The 21,030-nt window shown below is 67.1% G+C and carries 1 protein-coding gene; it reads right to left on the minus strand.

Annotated features, from left to right (window positions below; all coding sequences use genetic code 11):
• Positions 1-13: 13 nt before the first annotated feature.
• Positions 14-20,920, minus strand: coding sequence for a hypothetical protein (locus tag FHS92_RS18510; RefSeq protein WP_343056643.1), 20,907 nt, complete (start codon positions 20,918-20,920; stop codon positions 14-16).
• Positions 20,921-21,030 lie beyond the last annotated feature (110 nt).

Genomic DNA, 21,030 nt, shown 5'->3' on the forward strand with positions numbered 1-21,030 from the left:
GCCTGTGAACGCATCAGATCACGCTAAGCTTCGCCACCTCGGTCGTCATCGAGCTGTCCGAATAGAAGGTGTACTCACCCCCGACCTGCGTGACATGCGATCCCGCAGCGACCGTCAGGCTGTCATTGCCATCGAAGTCCACGGTCAGATGCGACGCGTTGCCCGCGCCGACGATCGACTGGATGAAGCTGGAATCGACGGTCAGATCGGCTGCCACACCGGTGCCGTTAAAGTTGATCTGCTCGTTGTTCGTCAACACGCCCAAGAGGCTGCCTGCGGTCACCGTCCCACTGCCGTTCGCCATTGTGACCGTGTCCGTCCCGGCCCCGCCATCGATATGCCAGCCACCCGCTAGGTCGAGCGTAAAGCTGTCATTGTGCGTGCTGCCGAGGATTTGTTCGATGCCGGACAGGGTATCTCCCGCCGCGTCGCCGGTCGAGCCGGTGCCCGTCGTGCTGGTGAGGTTCAACGTCACGCCGAGCGCCGAGCCGGAATAATCCGCTGTGTCCGTGCCGCTGCCGCCGGTCAAGGTATCGCTCCCTGCCCCGCCGATGAGCGTGTCGTTACCGGCGCCGCCGTCCAGCACGTTCGCGTTGCCGTCGCCCGTCAGCGTATCGGCTGACCCCGATCCGGTCAGGTTCTCGATGCCGCTGTAGCTGTCGCCTGCCGCGTCGCCGGTATTGGAACCGGCATTGGCCAGGCTTGCCACCACACCCGATCCGGCGGTGGAATAGCTCGCCGTATCGGTGCCGATGCCGCCGATCAGCGTGTCACCGCCCGCCCCGCCGATGAGCGTGTCGTTGCCCGATCCGCCATCGAGGATGTTGGCGTTGCCGTCGCCGTTCAGCGTGTCATTGCCATTTGACCCGGTCAGATTCTCGATGCTGTTGTAGCTGTCGCCCGATGCCTCGCCGGTGTTGAGCAGGCTGTTGGACAGGTTCGCCGTCACCGCAGACACCGCCGCCGCATAGCTCGCCGTGTCGGATCCATTGCCGCCGATGAGCTGGTCCGCACCCAGCCCGCCGGTCAGGATGTCGTTGCCATCGCCGCCGTTCAGCGTGTTCGCACCGCTGTCTCCGAACAGGCTGTCGCCGAACGCCGAACCGATCAGCACTTCAATGCTCGACAGCGTGTCGCCCTGCGCATCGCTGCCCGATCCCGCCGTGCCGTTCATATAGACCGTCACTGCGCCGCCCGCACTCGAATAGTCGGCGGTGTCGTTGCCCGCTCCACCCGAGATCGCGTCCGCACCCGCGCCGCCCACGATTATGTCATCGCCCGAACCGCCATCGATGGCGTTTGCGCTGCCGTCGCCGGTCAGAGTGTCGTCGAAGCCCGATCCGGTCAGGTTTTCGATGCCGCTATAGCTGTCGCCCGATGCATCGCCGGTGTTGACCGCCGTGTTCGCGAGGTTCGCCACCACAGCCGCCAGCGCATTGGCATAGCTCGCCGTATCGGTGCCAAGGCCGCCGATCAGCGTGTCACCACCCGCCCCGCCGATCAGGATATCGTTGCCCGATCCGCCATCGAGCGAGTTGGCGTTGCCATCGCCCGTCAGCGTATCGCCGAGCGCCGAACCGATGAGATTTTCGATGTTGGCGAGCGCATCGCCCTGCGCGTCGCCGCCTGCACCCGTTCCGCTTGCAAGTGACACTGTAACCGCCGAGGTCGACGCGGCATAGTTCGCCGTATCGACGCCCGCGCCACCGTCGAGCGCGTCCGCGCCGCCGCCGCCCGTCAACAGATCATTGCCGCCGCCGCCGTTCAGCGTTTCGTCCGCCGCCGTGCCGTTGAGTGTATCGGCAAAGGCACTTCCGACGGCAATTTCAAAGCCGTTGAGAATATCGCCTGCCGCATCGCCCCCGACACCGGCCGCGCCGCTGAGGTTGATCGTCACACCCGAGGCTGAAGCCGAATAGTCGATTGTGTCCGTTCCCGAACCGCCCGTCAGGGTATCGGAACCCAGGCTGCCGTAAATCGTGTCGTTGCCCGCCCCGCCGTCGAGCGTTTCCGCGCTCGTGCCACCGGTTAGCGAGTCCGCGAAGTTCGTACCGATCACACCTTCGATCGACGTGAACACATCGCCCGTGGCATCGCTGCCCGTCACGACCAGCGATCCGCTCGCGAAGCTTGCCGTAATGCCCGAACCGGCGGTCACATAGGATACGCTGTCCGTCCCCGTTCCACCGTCGAGATTGTCCGCGCCCGCGCCGCCGATGAGGATATCATTGCCCGCGCCGCCGAACAGCGTCTGCGTTCCGGCCGTGCCATAGATGACGTCATCAAAGCCCGATCCCGTCAGCGTCTCGACATTGGAAATCCGGTCGCCGGTCGCTTCGCCACCCACACCAACCGTCACGCCGTCCATATATATGGTGATGCCCGCGCTTGAGGTCGCATAGCTCACCGAGTCCGTGCCCGCGCCGCCGTCGATCGTGTCTGCGCCCGATCCGCCGTTGATCGTGTCGTCACCCAGCCCGCCGTTGATGGCGTCGTTGCCCGCGCCGCCGGTGATGATGTCATCGCCGTCATTGCCGTTCAGCGTTTCATCCGCGTTCGAACCCACGATGGTGTCGGCAAAGGCCGAACCCTGCGCCGTTTCGATCGACAGCAGGATGTCGCCCTGCGCGTAACCGCCAGTGGAGAGCGTTCCGTCGAGATAGAGCGTCACGCCTGCGGTCGAGTCCGAATAATCCGCCGTATCCGTACCCGCGCCGCCGTTGATCGTATCCGATCCCGCGCCACCCCGGATGAAATCATTGCCCGCACCGCCGTTCAGCACGTTGTTGCCCGCGTCGCCGTAGATGAAATCGGCGTTCGCGCTGCCCGTGACATTTTCGATGCTGGTGTAGGTGTCGCCCGCCGCATCGCCGCCGGACCCGGCACCCGTCGCCAGATTGACGGTCACGGCCGCACTCGAATTGGTATAATCGACAGTGTCGATGCCGATGCCGCCGTCGATCACGTCCGCCCCCAGATCGCCCCGGATCGTGTCCGCGCCGTCCATGCCGTAGATCGTATTCGCGCCGGTATTGCCCCAGAGCACGTCGTCAAACTGCGACCCCTGCAGGATTTCGATGTTGGTCAACCGGTCGCCCGCCGCTTCGTTGAGCGTACCCGCCGTGCCGTCGAGACCGATCGAGACCTGACCGCTGCCATAATAGGATGCGGTGTCGGTGCCGCCGCCGCCGTTGATCGTATCCGCGCCGCCCAGACCCCGGAACCACTCATCGGCGTTCGTACCTGTCGCGGTGTCGGCCAGATTGGTGAGGTACACGTTCTGGATGTTCTTGTACGTGTCGCCCGCCGCATCCCAGCCGATGCCCAGCGTCGTGCCGTCCAGGTTGATGGTGACGCCCGCCGTGGCCGACACGCTGCCAAGGTTACCGAAGTTCGTGCCGAAGAACAGCGTGTTGGTGCCCGTACCACCGTCGATCGCATCCGCACCCGCGCCGCCCGCGATGATATCGTCGCCGTTGCCGCCGTTGATCGTATCATTGCCGCCGAGGCCGGACAGGTTATCGTTTCCGTCGCCGCCATTGAGGACGTTTGCGCTCGCGTTGCCGGTCAGCGTATCGCCGGATGCCGATCCGGTGATGTTCTCCATGTTGAAATAGGTGTCGCCCTGCGCATCGCCGCCCACGCCCGTATTGCTGTTGAAGTTCGCCTGCACGCCGGACGCCGACAGCGAATAATCGACCGTGTCCGTGCCGCCGTCGCCCTGATACACGTCCGCACCCGCGCCGCCGAGCAGCGTGTCGTTGCCCAGGCCACCCCACAGGGTGTCCACGCCCGCGCCACCGTCGATGATGTCGTCGCCCGCGCCGCCGATGATGACGTTGGCGTTTGCGTCGCCGGTCAGCGTGTCATTGAAGCCCGAACCGGTCAGGTTGATGAAGTTGACGAAGCTGTCGCCATTGGCATCGCCGACCGTGCCGGTGCCGGTCGCCAGGGAGACAGTGACCGCCGCCCCCGCCGCGTTATAGCTCAGGGTGTTGAGGCCCTGCCCGCCATCCATGACGTCCGCGCCGGCGCCGCCTTCGATCGTATCGTCGCCGTCCTCACCGTAGAGGGTGTCGATGCCGCCACCACCCAGGATCGTGTCGCCACCCGCGCCGCCGTGAATGACGTTGGCGTTGGCATCGCCCGTCAGGCTGTCCGCGTTGATCGACCCGGTCAGGTTCTCGATGCTGATGAGCGTGTCGCCCGTGGCATCGCCGGTCGTGCCGGTGCCGGTCGCCAGCGAAACCGTGACGCCCAGAAGCGATGCCGAATAGCTCGCGGTATCGCTGCCCGTGCCGCCATCCAGCCTGTCCGCACCCGCGCCGCCCTGCAGCTCGTCGTCGCCCGCGCCGCCGGTGAGCACGTTCGCCGCGGTCGAACCGACCATGACGTCGGCGAAGGCCGAACCGATCGCGTTCTCGATGCTGTTGACGACGAACACGTCGCCGTCCGCATCGCCGCCGGTGTTGCCCGTGCCGGTGCCAAGGTTGATCGAGATCCCCGCCGCGCTCGCGCTGTAGTCGACCACGTCGGTACCGGCGCCGCCGTCGATCACATCCATGCCCGCGCCGCCGATCAGCGTGTCGTTACCGGTGCCGCCCTGAAGATTGTCGTCGCCCGCACCGGCATTGAGGGTATCGTCCCCCGCCCCGCCGACGACCGTTTCCGCACCCGCCGATCCGACGAAATTGTCCGCCAGCCCGGTGAGCGTGTAGACCTCGACATTGGTGAAGGTGTCGCCCTGCGCCTGCCCGGTCGAGAGCGCCGCATTGGTGAGGTTGAGCGTGATCCCGCTCGCCGAGCTGCTGTAGTCAACCGTGTCCGTACCCGCGCCACCGTCGATCGTGTCCGCACCCAGGCCGGGGCTGATCACATCGTCGCCGCTGCCGCCCATGATGGTATCGGCATTGGCCGAGCCGATGATGATATCGGCGAGCGAGGAACCGATGACCTTTTCGATGCTGATCAGGATATCGCCATTGGCATCGCCTGCCGTTCCCGCAAGGCCATCCATGCGCACCGAGATACCGCCGGAGGACGAATAGTCCGCGGTGTCGAAGCCCGCGCCGCCGTCCAGCGTGTCCGCGCCCGATCCGCCGACCAGCACATCGTCGCCGATGCCGCCTTCCAGCGTTTCGTTGACGCCGGTGCCGATGATCGTGTCGGCAAAGCCCGATCCGATCACATGCTCTACGTTGATGATCGTGTCGCCCGCCGCATCGCCGCCCGAGGACGCCGTGCCGTCGAGGCGCACAGTCACGCCCGCGCTCGATCCGCTATAGTCGATCGTGTCGGTGCCAGTGCCACCGTCGATGCTGTCGGCCTGAGTGTAGCTGACGAACGTATCGTTGCCGCCCCAGCCCCACAGGATCGTCGCGATCGCGGTGCTGCCGCGCAGCGTGTCGCCATAATTGAGCGAGCCTTCGATCTTCTCGATGCCCGAGAGTGTGTCGCCCAGCGCCCATCCACCCGATCCGGCCGTGCCGTCGTTGGCGATGGTCACCGCCGCGTCGCTGTTCTTGTAATCTGCGGTGTCGATGCCGCTGCCGCCGATGATCTGGTCCGCGCCCAGATCGCTGGAAATCACGTCGTCGCCGGTGCCGCCGTCAAGGATGTCGTTGCCGATCCCGCCGCGCAGCGTGTCGTTCCCCGCGCCCGCCTGGATCGTCGATCCCGTCGACGATGCCGTGATGTCATCACCCTGAGCCGATCCGATGACGGTTTCGATGTTGAACATCCGGTCGCCCGCGGCATCGCCGCCGGTGCCGAAGCTGCCGTCCATGTAGATCTTCATGTTGCTCGACGCGGAAGCCGAATAATCGGCCACGTCCACGCCCGCGTCGCCGCGGAAAACGTCCGCGCCGCCACTGGACACGAAGGTGTCGTCGCCCGCACCGCCGGTGAAGTCCTCGTCGCTGGCATTGCCCTCGAACCGGTCGGCAAAGGCGGAGCCGATGATCTTCTCGATCCCGGTCATCGTATCGCCCGCCGCGTCGCCGCCGCTCGACGTGCCGCCGGTGCGGATCGTGACCGCGCTCGCCGATGCGGAATAGTCCGCCGTGTCGCTGCCCGCGCCGCCGTCGAGCGCATCCGCACCCGCCCCGCCAACGAGAAGGTCATCGCCGATGCCGCCGAACAGCGTGTCGTCGCCCGCGCCGCCGCGCACGGTGTCGTCCCCGTCGAAACCGTCCAGATAGTCGTTGCCCGATCCGCCGATCAGCGTGTCGGTGAGGCGCGATCCGACGAAGTGCTCGACGTTGACGAAGGTATCGCCGGTCGCGTCGCCGCCGCTCGCCGTGCCGAGCCCAAGGTCGATGGTCACGCCCGCGCTCGACGTGGTGTAGCTCACCGTGTCGGTGCCCGCGCCGCCGTCCATCTGGTCCGCGCCGCCGCCGCCGTTGAGCGTATCGTCGCCGGTCCCACCCAGCAGGATATCGCTGCCCGTGCCGCCCGAAAGATTATCGTCCCCTGCGCCGCCCGACAGCGTATCGTCGGAGAAAGTGCCGGTGATCGTGTCTGCGAAATCCGAACCGATAACGGATTCCACGCCGGTCAGCCGGTCGCCCGCCGCAATGTCGCCACTGCTCGACGATCCATCGAGGTTGACCGTGACGCCGCTCGCCGCCGCCGAATAATCGGCCGTGTCGAAGCCCGCTCCGCCGGTCAGCGTATCCGCACCCGCGCTCGCGATCAGCATGTCGTCGCCCGCGCCGCCATCCAGCGTTTCCGCGCCGGATCCGCCCGCCAGCGTGTCGTTATAATCCGATCCGAGCAGCCGCTCGATGCTGGTCAGCGTGTCGCCATTGGCGTCGCCCGCCGTACCGGTGTTGGTCGCGAGGCTGACGCTGACCGCCGCCGTCGCATGCTCATAGGACGCCGTGTCGAAACCGACGCCGCCGCTGATGATGTCGGCGCCCGCGCCGCCCTCGATCACGTCGTTGCCGTCGTTACCGACCAGCGTTTCATCCGCCGCGCTGCCGACCAGCGTATCGCCGAAGGCCGAGCCGAGCACGCGCTCGATATTGGTCAGCGTGTCGCCCGTCGCCGTGCCGCCCGCGCCGGTGTCGATGCCATTGGTATAGACGGTCACGGCGGCCGTCGAAGCCGAATAGTCGGCGGTGTCGAAACCCGTGCCACCGTCGAGGATATCAGAGCCTGCACCACCGACCAGCGTGTCGTTGCCATCGCCGCCCAGCAGCGTGTCGGACCCTGCCCCGCCGTCGAGGCTGTCGTCCCCCGCGCCGCCCGAGAGCGTGTCGCTGTTGGCCGAACCGATCAGAGTATCGGCAAAGCTCGACCCGATGACCTGCTCGATGGTCGCAAGGACATCGCCCGCCGCGTCGCCTGCGCTGCCGAGGCCGGTGGCGAGGTTGACGGCGACTGCGCTCCCCGAGCCGGAATAGTCCGCCGTGTCGAAGCCTTCGCCGCCCGTCAGCGTGTCTGCACCCGCGCCGCCAATCAGGATGTCATCGCCCGACTGGCCGAGCAGCGTGTCGTTCCCGCCGCTGCCGATCAGCGTATCCGCAAAGGCCGAACCCTTGAGCGTTTCGATGTTGGAGAGGACATCGCCCGCCGCGTCGCCGCCGACGCCCGACGTTCCATCGAGATAGGCGGTGACGCCGACGCTCGAAGCCGAATAGTCCGCCGTGTCAGTGCCCGTGCCGCCGTCGATCGTATCGGCACCCAGGCCACTCGCGATCGTGTCGTCGCCCGCATCGCCGTAGAGCGCATCGTCACCCGCACCGCCGCTGATGCTGTCGTTGCCCGCGCCGCCCTCGATCGTGTCTGCGGCAAGTGAGCCGGAGATGGTGTCGGCGAAAGCCGATCCGACCACCCGCTCGATCGACGTCAGCACATCGCCCAAGGCTTCGCCGCCGGAGCTGCCGACGCCATCCATCCGCACGTCGATGCCGGTTGCCGCCGCCGAATAATCCGCCGTGTCAAAGCCGGTGCCGCCGTCCAGCGCATCGCTGCCCAGCCCGCCGACCAGCGTGTCGTCGCCCGACCCGCCCGACAAGGTGTCATTGCCCGCCGCGCCGGAGATCATGTCGTCGCCCGCGCCGCCCAGAATCGTGTCGGCGTTGGCCGAACCGCTGATCACGTCGCCCTGAGCGGTGCCGATCACCTCTTCGATGCCGGAGAGGGTGTCGCCCGCCGCATAGCCGCCGCTCGATACCGTGCCGTCCATATAGACGGTGACGGACACGTTGTTGTTCGAATAATCCGCGATATCAAACCCGGCCCCGCCGATCAGGACATCCGCACCACCACTGGAGTAGAGGATATCGTCGCCCGCGCTGCCATCCATGGTATCGCCGCTCGACGATCCGTAGATGACGTCGGCAAGGCTCGATCCGACCACGGTTTCGATGGACGTCAGAATGTCGCCATCGGCGTCACCACCGACCGATGCTGTGCCGTCCATGTGGATCGTCACGCCGCTCAGCGATGTCGCATAGCTCGCAATATCGGTGCCCGCGCCGCCGTCGAGGATGTCCGATCCACCGCCGCCGATCAGCGTATCGTCGCCATCGTCGCCATAAAGCGCATCGTCGCCGCCACCGCCCTGGATCAGGTCGATGCCGAGACCACCATGGATGGTTTCCGCGCCATTGCCGCCGAACAGCCTGTCGTCATAAGCTGAACCGACCAGTTGCTCGATATTGGTCAGGATGTCGCCCGCCGCATCGCCTCGGCTGCCGGTCGTGCCGTCCATATAGACGGTGACCGCCTGAAGCGCGCCCGCATAGCTTGCCGTGTCGAATCCGGTACCGCCGTCGAACAGGTCCGCGCCCGCGCCGCCGATCAGTGTGTCGTCACCGGCGCCGCCCTGCAGCGTATCATCGCCCGCCGCGCCGGAGATCGTGTCCGCCCCCGCGCCGCCGATGATCGTGTCGTCGCCGGTCGATCCGGAGAGCGTATCGTCGAAGGTCGAACCGATCAGCCGCTCGATGGTGCTGAGCGTGTCGCCCGCCGCTTCCGCACCGGAACCCGCTGTCCCGTCGAGCGAAATCGTGACCGCCCCGGTCGCGCCGGAATAGTCCGCCGTATCCGTGCCCGCGCCGCCGACCAGCATATCCGCGCCGCCGCCGCCGATCAGCGTATCGTCGCCCGCATTGCCGTAGAGCTGCTCGTCCGCCGCGCCGCCGGTCAGGATGTCCGCCTGCGCCGAACCCAGCACGCGCTCGACGTTGGACAGCATGTCGCCGTCGGCATCGCCGCCGCTGCTCGCCAAACCGTTGAGGTTGACGATCACCGCCGCGACCGATGTGCTGTAATCCGCCGTATCGGTACCGCTGCCACCGTCGATGATGTCGGACCCCGCGCCGCCGACGAGCGTATCATTGCCGCTGCCGCCCTGCAGCGTATCGCTGCCGAAACCGCCATCAATGCTGTCGTCGCCCGCGCCGCCGACCAGAATATCGTTGCCCGTGCCGCCCGTCAGCGTATCGGCAAAGCCCGATCCGACGATGCGCTCGATGCCCGTCAGCTGATCGCCCGCCGCATCGCCACCGACGCCCGCCGCGCCACCCAGACCGATGGTCACGCCCGCACCCGATGCCGAATAATCGACTGTGTCCGTGCCAAGCCCACCGTCGAGCACGTCCGCGCCCGCCGATCCCAGGATCGTGTCATCGCCGTCACCACCAACGATCGTTTCGGCCGCCGCTCCGCCGCGCAGCGTATCGGCAAAGGCCGAACCCACCAGCCGCTCGACATTGGTAATGGTATCGCCCGCGGCGTCACCGCCGGTCTGCGCCCCGCCGTCCAGCCCCGCGTTGACGGCGCTCGCCGACGTCGCATAGCTCACCGTGTCGGTGCCGCTGCCGCCGTCGAGGCTATCCGCCCCGCCGCCACCGATCAGCGTATCATTGCCGGTTCCACCCAGAAGCGTATCGTCGCCCAGCCCACCCGAAAGCGTATCGTCGCCCGCATTGCCCTCCAGCGTATCGGCGCTGTCCGAACCGTTGAGCGTGTCGCTGGTCAGCGATCCGACCACCCGCTCAATATTGGTCAGCGTGTCACCCGCCGCGTCTCCGCCCAGCGAGATCGACCCATCGAGATTGACCGTGACGCCCGCGACCGATGCCGAATAATCGGCCGTATCGGTCCCCGCGCCACCGTCCAGATCGTCCGCGCCGCTGCTGCCCATCAAGGTGTCGTTGCCGCCACCGCCGAGCAGCGTATCCGCGCCGACCCGCCCCGACAGCGTATCGGCAAAAGCCGACCCTTCGAGGATTTCGGCGTTGCTGATGACGTCGCCCTGCGCGTCCCCGCCGACACCGGCCGTTCCACCCAGCGAAGCCGTGACGCCCGCCGAGGATGTCGCATAGCTGATCGTGTCGATACCCGTACCGCCGTCGAGCACGTCAGCGCCCGCACCACCGGTCAGGAAATCGTCGCCCGATCCGCCCGAAAGATTGTCAGCGCCCGCGCCGCCCGACAGGGTGTCGCCACCGCCGCCGCCAACCAGAATGTCGTTGCCCGTACCGCCGGTCAGGACGTCCGCGTCGCCTGAACCCACCACGCGCTCGATGCTGATATAGCTGTCGCCCTGCGCATCGCCGCCGATGCCGGTCGACCCGTCCAGCGTGACGGTGACGCCCGCATCGGACGCGCTGTAGTCGGCCGTGTCGGTGCCCGATCCGCCGTCGAGCACATCCGCGCCCGCGCCGCCGCGCAGCGTGTCGTTGCCCGTACCGCCGAGCAATGTGTCGCCGCCACCGCCGCCCGAAAGCGTGTCGGCGCCCGCGCCGCCTTCCAGCGTTTCGCCCGCCGATCCGCCCGTGATGAAATCGTCAAAACCCGATCCGATCACCCGCTCGATCCGCGTCAGCGTGTCACCCTGCGCATCGCCGCCCGATGCGCTCGACCCGTCGAGTGTGACCTGAATGGCCGCGCCCGATGCGGAATAGTCCGCCGTATCGAAACCTGCCCCGCCGTCGAGATCGTCCGCGCCTGCGCCACCGGTCAACGTATCGTCGCCCGCGCCGCCGATCAGGCTATCCGCGCCCGCGCCGCCGCTGAGCGTATCGTCGCCCAGCCCGCCTTCGAGGATTTCGTCGGCAGCGCTGCCGGTCAGGCTATCGTTGAAGTCCGATCCGATGACATGCTCGACGCCCGTGAACGTGTCACCCTGTGCATCGCTGCCCGTACCGGTGCCGGTCGTGAGGTTGATGGTGACTGCAGCGCCCGCCGCAGCGTAGGTCACCGTGTCGATGCCTGTGCCGCCGTCGATCGCATCGGCACCCGAACCGCCGATCAGCAGGTCATCGCCGCTGCCGCCGATCAGCGTGTCATTGCCCGCGCCGCCGGTCAGCGTGTCGTTCCCCGCACCGCCATCCAGCGTATCATTGCCGGTCGATCCGCCGAGCGTGTCGGCAAAGGCCGATCCCACGATCCGCTCGATCTGCGAAAGCGTGTCGCCCGATGCGTCACCGCTCGATCCAAAGCTGCCGTCGAGCGCAACGGCGACGCCCGCCGACGAAGCCGAATAGTCCGCCGTATCGATGCCGGTGCCGCCGATCAGCGTGTCACTGCCAACGCTGCCCTTGAGCACATCGTCGCCCGCGCCGCCGTCCAGCGTCTCGTTGCCGGTGCCGCCCGACAGCGTATCGCCGAAGCCCGATCCAACGATCCGCTCGATCTGCGAAAGCGTGTCGCCCGCAGCATCACCGCCGACGCCCGCCGAGCCATCAAGGCCCACGGTCACCGCGCTCGCCGATGTGGAGTAGTCCGCGGTATCGAAATCATTGCCGCCGACCAGCACGTCCGCGCCCGCGCCGCCGCGCAGCGTGTCGTTGCCGTCGCCGCCCGACAGCGTGTCCGCGCCCGTGCCGCCGATCAGCGTGTCGTCATAGGACGACCCGAGGATGCGCTCTACGTTCGTCAGCACGTCGCCCTGCGCCGTGCCGCCCGATCCGGTGCTGCCATCGAGACCAATGGTGACGGCGCTGCTGCTGTCCGCATAGCTTGCGGTGTCGATGCCCGTGCCGCCGTCGATCGCGTCCGCGCCGTCGCCGCCCAATATGGTGTCGTCACCCGCGCCGCCCGCCAGCGTGTCGTTGCCGCCGAAACCCGAGATCAGGTCATTGCCCGCACCGCCGTCGATGCTGTCGGCCGCGCCGCTGCCGTTGAGAGTATCGCCGTGAGTCGAACCGATCAGCCGCTCGATATTCAGCAGTTGGTCGCCCGCCGCATCACCGCCGCTGCCCGCCGTCCCATCGAGATAGGCGGTAACGCCTGTCCCGGATGCCGCGTAGCTTACCGTATCGGTCCCGCTCTCGCCGTCGAGCGTGTCCGCGCCCGCACTTCCGAGCAGCGTGTCGTCACCCGTGCCGCCGAGGATCGTTTCCGCGCCCGCGCCGCCGCCCAGCGTATCGGCATAGCCCGAGCCGATCAGGTTTTCGATGCTGGTCAGCGTATCGCCCAGCGCCTCGCCGCCCGTCCCGGCCGCGCCCGACAGGTCGACCGACACACCGGCACTCGCGCCCGCATAGCTCGCGCTATCGTTGCCTGTGCCGCCGTCGAGAGCATCCGCGCCCGCGCCGCCGACCAGCACATCGTCACCGCTGCCGCCGATCAGTTGATCATTGCCCGCGCCGCCGGAGATAAGGTCGTCGCCCGCCCCGCCGTCGAGGACATCGTTGGCCGTACCGCCAGTGATGGTATCGGCCTGACCCGACCCGATGATGCCTTCGATACCGGTCAGCGTATCGCCTTCCGCATCGCCGCCGGTGCTCGGGCCGCCGTCGAGGCGCACGTTGACGCCCGCCACCGATTCCGCATAGCTCGCGGTGTCGAAGCCGGTGCCACCCTGTAATACGTCGGCACCCGCGCCGCCCAGCAGCAGGTCGTCGCCCGTGCCGCCGATCAGCGTGTCGGACCCGCCATTGCCGCGCAGCGTGTCGTTGCCCGCGCCGCCGTCGAGCGTTTCGTTCTGCGCCGTGCCGATGATGCTGTCGTCGAAGGCCGAACCCACGACGCTCTCGATCGAGGTCAGCGTGTCGCCCTGCGCGTCGCCGCCCGCCGACAGCGAACCGTCGAGGTTGATCGATATCGCGCTGGCCGATGTCGCATAGTCGGCCGTGTCGAAGCCCGCGCCGCCCAAAAGGACATCCGCGCCCGCGCCGCCGCGCAGCACATCATCGCCGCTGCCGCCGTCGAGCGTATCGACACCCGCGCCACCGTCGAGGAAATCATCGCCCGCCCGGCCGCGCAGTTCATCCGCGCCCGCTGTGCCGGTGATCGAGTCCGCAAAATCCGAACCCTGCACGATTTCGATGCTGACGAAGCTGTCGCCCGCCGCGTCGCCGCCCGTGCCGCCCGTGGTCATGTTGAGCGTGACGCCCGCCGACGCCTGCGAATAATCCGCGATGTCCGTACCCGCGCCGCCGTCGAGCACGTCGGCGCCACCCGCGCCGCGCAGGATATCATCCCCCGCGCCACCGCGCAGCTGCTCGTTCGCGCCGCTGCCGTTAATGATGTCGTCGAAGGCCGAGCCCTGCACCTGTTCGATGCTGGTCAGCAGGTCGCCTTCCGCCAAGCCGCCGAAGCTCGCCGTGCCGTTGAGGTTGACCTGCACGCTCACGCCGGATGCGGAATAATCAATCGTGTCGCTGCCTGCCCCGCCGTCGATACTGTCCGCGCCGGTGCCGCCGTCGATCGTGTCATCGCCCGCGCCGCCGAGGATCGAATCGTCCCCGCCACCGCCGCGCAGCGTATCGTTGCCCGCGCCGCCCTCAAGCACATCGACCGCCGAAGACCCCGTGATCGTGTCGTCATAGGCCGAACCGACGATCCGCTCGATCGAATCGAGCGTGTCGCCCGTCGCATCGCCCAGGCTGCCGGTGCCGGTCGCCAGCGAAACGGCGATGGCCGATCCCGCGTCGGAATAATCCGCTGTGTCGAAGCCCGTCCCACCCAACAGGGTATCGGCCCCGCCGCGCCCGCCGAGCACGTCATTGCCCGCGCCACCCGTCAGCGTATCGGCCGCGCCCGTGCCGAGCAGCACGTCGTCATAGCTCGAACCGATCAGATTCTCGACATTGAGGAGCTGGTCGCCCTCCGCCGCGCCGCCGGTCGAACTCGATCCATCGACCGACACATGCACGCCCGATGTCGAGCTGGAATAGTCGACCGTATCGACGCCTGTGCCGCCGTCGAGCAGGTCCGCGCCTGCCCCGCCGTCGAGCAGGTCGTTGCCCGCGCCACCGAGCAGCGTGTCGTCGCCGCCCCCGCCGGTAATCGTGTCGTTGCCCGCGCCGCCGTCGAGCCGATCAGCCGCCGTGCCGCCACCGAGCGTATCGTCGAGGGTCGAACCGATCACGCCTTCGATGCTGATATACTGGTCACCCGCTGCGTCCCCGCCGGTTCCCGTCGACCCGTCGAGATGGACCGTGACCGCGCCCGCCGACGCGGTGTAATCCACCATGTCGAAACCGGTGCCGCCGTCGAGCACATCCGCACCCTGGCTGCCGAGCAGACGATCGTCGCCCGCGCCACCGGTAATCGTCTCCGTGCCGACACCGCCGCCCAGCACGTCCGCATAGGCGGAGCCTTCGAGCTTCTCGATGCCGATCAGCGTATCACCCAGCGCATCGCCGACCGTGCCGGTGCTGCCGTCGAGCGAGACCGCTACGCCCGCGGTCGCGTCGGCATAGCTTGCCGTATCGCTCCCGCTGCCGCCGATCAGCTGGTCCGCGCCCGCGCCGCCCATCAACAGGTCGTCGCCGCTGCCGCCTTCGAGGATGTCCACGCCCGCGCCGCCGCGGATGATGTCGTCGCCCGCGCCGCCCTTGATGTTTTCGTCGGCCGTGCTGCCGGTCAATACGTCGTCAAAGCTCGATCCGGTCAGGTTCTCGATGTTAACGAGCTGGTCGCCCGTCGCGTCACCGCCGAAGCTCGCCGTGCCGTCGAGGTTGATCGTCACCGCCGCAATCGATCCGGAATAATCGACCGTATCGATTCCCGCGCCGCCGTCGAGCACGTCCGCACCGGCACCGCCAGCGAGGAAATCATTGCCCACCCCACCGCGCAGCGTGTCGTTGCCCGCGCCGCCGGAGATATTGTCATCGCCCGCGCCGCCTTCCAGCACGTCGCTCTGCACACCGCCGGTCAGCACGTCGTTGAAGTCGGAACCGACCAGCCGTTCGATGCCGGTCAGCACGTCGCCCTGCGCATCGCCGCCGGTGCCGGTGCTGCCATCAAGGCCCGCCGAGATCGCCACGGTCGAGCTGGAATAATCGACCGTGTCGAAACCCGCGCCGCCTTCCAGAAGGTCCGCGCCCGCGCCGCCGTCGAGCGTATCGTTGCCCGCGCCGCCTACCAGATGATCCTGACCGTCACGCCCGACGAGCAAATCGTCGCCCGCACCGCCGTCAATCTCGTCATCAGTCGCTGCGCCACGCAGCACGTCCGCCCCCGACGAACCGACCAGCCGCTCGATCGACACCAACGTGTCGCCCTGCGCATCGCCGCCCGTGCCGGTGCCGGTCAGCAAGTCGACCGTGACGCCCTGCGCCGAGGCGGAATAATCCGCCGTATCGGTGCCCGCGCCGCCATCCAAAAGATCCGCGCCGCCCCGGCCCTGCAACACATCGTCGCCACCGCCGCCGATCAGATCCTCGTCCGCCGCCGCGCCGATGATGATATCCGCTGCGCCGGTACCGATCACGCGCTCGATGGAAATCAGCGTGTCGCCGGTCGCATAGCCGCCCAGCCCCACCGATCCGTCGAGCGAAACCGTCACGCCCGAAGCCGATGCGCTATAGTCGACCGTATCGCGCCCATCGCCGCCGTCGATCAGGTCGCCACCGGCACCGCCGTCGATCATGTCGTTGCCGCTGCCGCCGCTCAGAGTGTCCGCGCCCGCGCCGCCCGCGATGGTGTCGTCGCCCGCGCCGCCCGACAGCGTGTCGGCCGCATTGCCGCCCAGCAACGTGTCGTTGAACGCCGAACCGACGATCGCCTCGATGCCGCTCAGCGTATCGCCCTGCGCATCACCGCCGATGCCCGCCGACCCGTCGAGGCCAATGGTGATCGCCGCCGACGACCCGGTGTAATCCGCCGTATCGAAGCCCGATCCGCCCTGTATGTCATCCGCGCCTGCGCCGCCCTCGATCAGGTCATCGCCTTCGCCGCCCTGAAGCAGATCCGCTCCGTCCCCGCCGAGCAGATGGTCCTGCCCCGATCCGCCGACCAGCCGGTCATCGCCGCCATTGCCGGTAAGCAAATCGTCGCCGCCGCCGCCTTCGAGAAATTCGTCCGCGCCCACGCCGGTGATGACGTCGCCATATTCCGAACCCAGGATATGCTCGATATTGAGCACATGGTCGCCCGCCGCGTCGCCGCCGATGCCGACGCTGCCGTCAAGCGTCAGCGTGATGCCGTTGGCGCTCGCCGAATAATCCGCCGTGTCGGTGCCCGCGCCACCGTCGAGATTGTCTGCACCCGCCCGGCCCGCGAGCGTATCGTTGCCCGCGCCGCCGATCAGCGTGTCGGCGTTCTCGCCGCCGATCAGCTGGTCGTCAAAATCCGTGCCGATGACCTGCTCGATCCCGGTCAGCGTATCACCCTCGGCAAAGCCGCCCGATGCCCCGCCGGTCGTCAGATTGACCGCAACCGCAGCGTTCGATCCGCTGTAATCAATCGTATCCGATCCTGCGCCGCCCTCGATATCGTCCGCGCCCAGCGAGCCAACTATGGTGTCGTTGCCGCCCTGCCCGCGCAGGATGTCGTCGTGATCCGATCCGTAAAGCGTATCGGCAAAGGCCGAACCCGCAATTCCTTCGATGTCGGTGTAAGTATCACCCGCCGCGTCGCCGCCCGTATTGGCGCGACCGTCCAGACCCGCGACGATTCCCGCCGTCGAATTGCTGTAATCGGCAATATCGGTACCCGCGCCGCCGTCCAGCGCATCCGCGCCGCCCTTGCCCTGCAACACGTCATTGCCCAGACCACCGACCAGCGTATCCGCGCCTGCGCTCCCGGAAAGCCGGTCGTCGAAGCCCGATCCCACGATGCGCTCGATCCCGGCCAGCCGGTCGCCCTGCGCGTCGCCGCCCAGACCCAGCGATCCGTCATTCGCGACGATCACGCCCGATGCCGAGAGCGAATAATCCGCCGTGTCGAAGCCCGCGCCGCCGATCAGCTCGTCCGACCCCTGCCCGCCGCGCAGCGTATCGTCGCCCGCACCGCCGGAGAGACGATTGGCGCTATCATTGCCGGTCAAAATGTCGTCGAACGCCGATCCGGTCATGCCTTCGATGTCGATCAGCGTATCGCCCTGCGCGTCACCGCCACTGCCTGCGCTGCCGTCGAGCGCCACCTGAACAGCAGTGCTCGATCCCGAATAGTCGGCCACGTCGAAGCCCGTGCCGCCTTCCAATATGTCCGCGCCCGCGCCACCCGCTAGCGTGTCGTTACCTGCCCCGCCAGACAGGCGATTGCCCCCAGCGTCTCCGCGCAGCACGTCGTCATAGTTCGATCCGGACAGGTTCTCGATGCCAGCGAACGTATCGCCCTGCGCCGTTCCGCCGCTGCCCGTGCCAGCGCCCAGATCGACCGTGACGCCAATCGTGGAATCGCTGTAATCCGCCGTATCGCTGCCCGCGCCGCCGACCAGCTGATCCGCGCCCAGCCCGCCGCGCAACGTGTCGTCGCCCGCGCCGCCGTCGAGCATATTGTCGCCGCTGTCACCGATCAGCGTATCCGCATAGGCGCTGCCGATCACCTTTTCGATGCCGGACAGGCGATCGCCTTCGGCCGTATCGCCGCTCGACGCATTGCCGTCCATGCGGACCGTGACCGCGCCCTGCGCCGCCGAATAGTCCGCCGTGTCGAAGCCGTCGCCCCCCTGCAACTGGTCCGCGCCGATGCCGCCGACGAGGGTATCGTCGCCCGCGCCGCCCGCCAGAATATTGTCACCCGCGTCGCCGGTGAGGCGATCGTTGAACGCCGAACCCAGGAGCCGCTCGATCCCGGAAAGCTGGTCGCCCTGCGCGTCGCCGCCCACGCCGACACTGCCGTCCAGCGCAACGGTCACGCCCGCCGATGACGCGCTGTAATCCGCCGTGTCCGCGCCTTCGCCGCCCTGCAGGATGTCCGCGCCCGCGCCACCGGCGAGGATATCGTCCCCCGCCCGACCTTCGAGCCGGTCGTCGCCCGCGCCGCCGGTCAGCCGGTCGTCATAGGCCGATCCGATCACGCGCTCGATATTGCGCAGCGTGTCGTTTTCCGCGTCGCCGCCTTGCGAAATGCCGCCATCAAGCCGCACGTTCACACCAGCAACGGACGCGGTGTAGTCCGCCGTGTCGTACCCCGCGCCGCCATCCAGCGTGTCCGCGCCGCCCAGGCCGATCAGCGTATCGTCGCCGTCATTGCCGAGCAGGATGTCGCCCTTCGATCCGCCGATTAGCGTATCGTCGAATTTCGAGCCTTCGAGGCCCTCGATGCTGACGAACACGTCGCCGACCGGGTCTCCGCCGTCGAGCGTCGATCCGTCGATCGCCACGCGTACGCCATTCGCCGCGCCCGCATAGCTCGCGATGTCGATCCCGTCGCCGCCGTCCAGAACGTCGGCGCCCGCGCCGCCCTCCAGAATGTCGTCGCCGATCCCACCGCGTAACGTGTTGGCCCCGGCGTCACCGACGATATGATCGGCACCGGTCGATCCGACCACGGTTTCGATATTGGCGTAAGTGTCGCTTTCGGCGTCGCCGCCATGGCTGACCCGGCCGTCGAGGAACACCTCGACCCCGACGCCGCTGTCGCTGAAATCGATCGTATCATTGCCCGCGCCGCCATCGATATGGTCCGCGCCCGCGCCACCGCGAATGATGTTGTCTTTTGCGTCGCCGACCAGCGTATCATCGTGTGCGGAACCGATCAGGTTCTCGACGTTGCGGATAACGTCTCCGTCGGCGTCGCCGCCTGTTCCCACACGTCCGTCAAGATAGGCTGTAACCCCTTGCACTGACGTGGAATAGTCGGCTGTGTCAGTGCCGGTCCCGCCGTCCAGCACATCGGCGCCCGCACTCCCGGTCAGCCGGTCGTTCCCCGCCCCGCCTTCCAGCGTTTCGTCGGCCCCGCCGCCGTGCAATATGTCGTCCCGGCCCGATCCTATCACACGCTCGATGCTGGTAAGCCGATCACCCTCCGCCTGGCCACCATGCGAGACCGATCCGTCGAGAAAAATCTCTACACCCGTGGTTCCTTGGGCGTTGGCCGCAATGGCATTGCTGTAATCGACCGTGTCCGTACCCGCGCCGCCGTCAATCCGGTCCGCGCCCGCGCCGCCGTCGAAGCGGTTGTCGCCCGCGTCACCCGTCAGCGTATCGTTGTAAGCCGATCCGATCAGGCCTTCGACACGGGTATAGGTGTCGCCACGCGCGTAGCCGCCGGTGCCTGTACCGGTGCCCAGATTGGCGTTGACCGCCACGTTCGATGCCGCATAGCTGACGGTGTCGAACCCTGCCGCGCCGTCGATCTGGTCCTCGCCGGCGCCTGCGATAATCCGGTCATTCCCGTCGCCCGCGTTGACGATGTTTCCCGGCGGGTTAGAGTAAAGCACATACACCGGATCGCCGCTGACCGGATCGGTCACGACCATGTCGCTGGCGCTGTTGACGATCTTGATGCCGAAATGGGTCGACACCTCGACGCTGTTCGTGCTGGTGACGCCGTTGTTAGACGACAGCGACAGTTGCACCGGCAGGAAGAATTCGTCCTGAAATCCGCTCGACGCCGCCGCCTTGCCCTCGGCGGGCAGCGTGTAGATGAGCTGGACGTCGAAAACGAAATGCGACTGGTTCGCCGGATAGGTAATGGTCTTGCCCGTTGCCGGGTCGACCGTTGTCGTAACCTTGGCGATGTTGCCCTGATCGACATTGATCAGCCAGCCCTTGTCGGTCAGCGTGCCATTCTGCACCGCATAGCCGTCGGGCAGCGACGGGATCAGGAACGATGTCAAGGTCAGCCCCTTGGCGGGCACCATCGCCTCGACATGCAGCGTGCGCAGCGTCGCACCGGACGGTGCCTGCACGGGATTGTCCGCATAGATAATGTCGTCTGCCGCTGTACCTGTGATGGTTTCCTTGGCGGACTGCGCGGCATATTTCGCGTCCGTCGACGACGTCGGCCCGCCGGTCGAGCCCTTGACCACGGTCAGGCCGTTTTCGGTGCCGGTAGTGACGCCCTCCTTGTTGTAGAGCGTAAAGACCAGCTTGGGCACCAGCTTGCCGATACCGGCCGGCCCGATGGCGTCGTCCGGACTTGGCTCCACCGCGCGGGCGGATATGACGCCTGCCGGGGCGGAGGATGCGGGAGGCGTATTGCTGATCTTCTCGATCAGCGCCTTGGCCTCGCTGTCAGATTTGTGCTGCTGTTCCTGCTGCGCTGCGTTCTGGGCTTGGGCGGCGGCGGCATCGGTCGGCTGGATCGCTCCATGACCGTTCGTCTTCTCACCAACATCCTTGCTGTCCGTCGCCTGATCCGACGGCATCGACGACAAGGCCAGTTTCACCGGAACATTCTGTTCCTTGATCTCGCCCACCGTGCTGACGGCCTGATCCGCGGAAATTTCCTTGTCGTCGAAGACCAGCAGCGGCTTGCGGCCGGAAAAGGCGGCGAGAGCCATACCGGGGATGATGATCTTGCTGCCGTCCTGAAAGATCAGGACAACGTCAATATCGACGATTTCGACCTTGAACGGCGCGAATTTGATGCCGAGCTTTGCCTTGTCTTCCGGATCAAGGTTGATGACCTTGGCTGCGCCATAATTGGCAGCGCCCTGCGCCACCAATGCGACGTCTCCGCCTAAGACCGCGCTCGCGCCATCCGGCGCAGCATTGGCATGCTGATCCTTGATGACCGGAGCTTTATTCTTCCCTGAAAAGATGCCCTTGAATTTGGCCACCCGGAATTCCTTCTGTGCTAGCCCATCAAGTATCGCTGAACAGTCTTACCTTATGGTAAACACGGCCTTTACCCTGCGGCGAATTGCACGGATTTTGTGGGGTTCACGCG

It is taken from the genome of Sphingobium subterraneum (genome assembly GCF_014199435.1).
GTDB classification, from domain to species: domain Bacteria; phylum Pseudomonadota; class Alphaproteobacteria; order Sphingomonadales; family Sphingomonadaceae; genus Sphingobium; species Sphingobium subterraneum.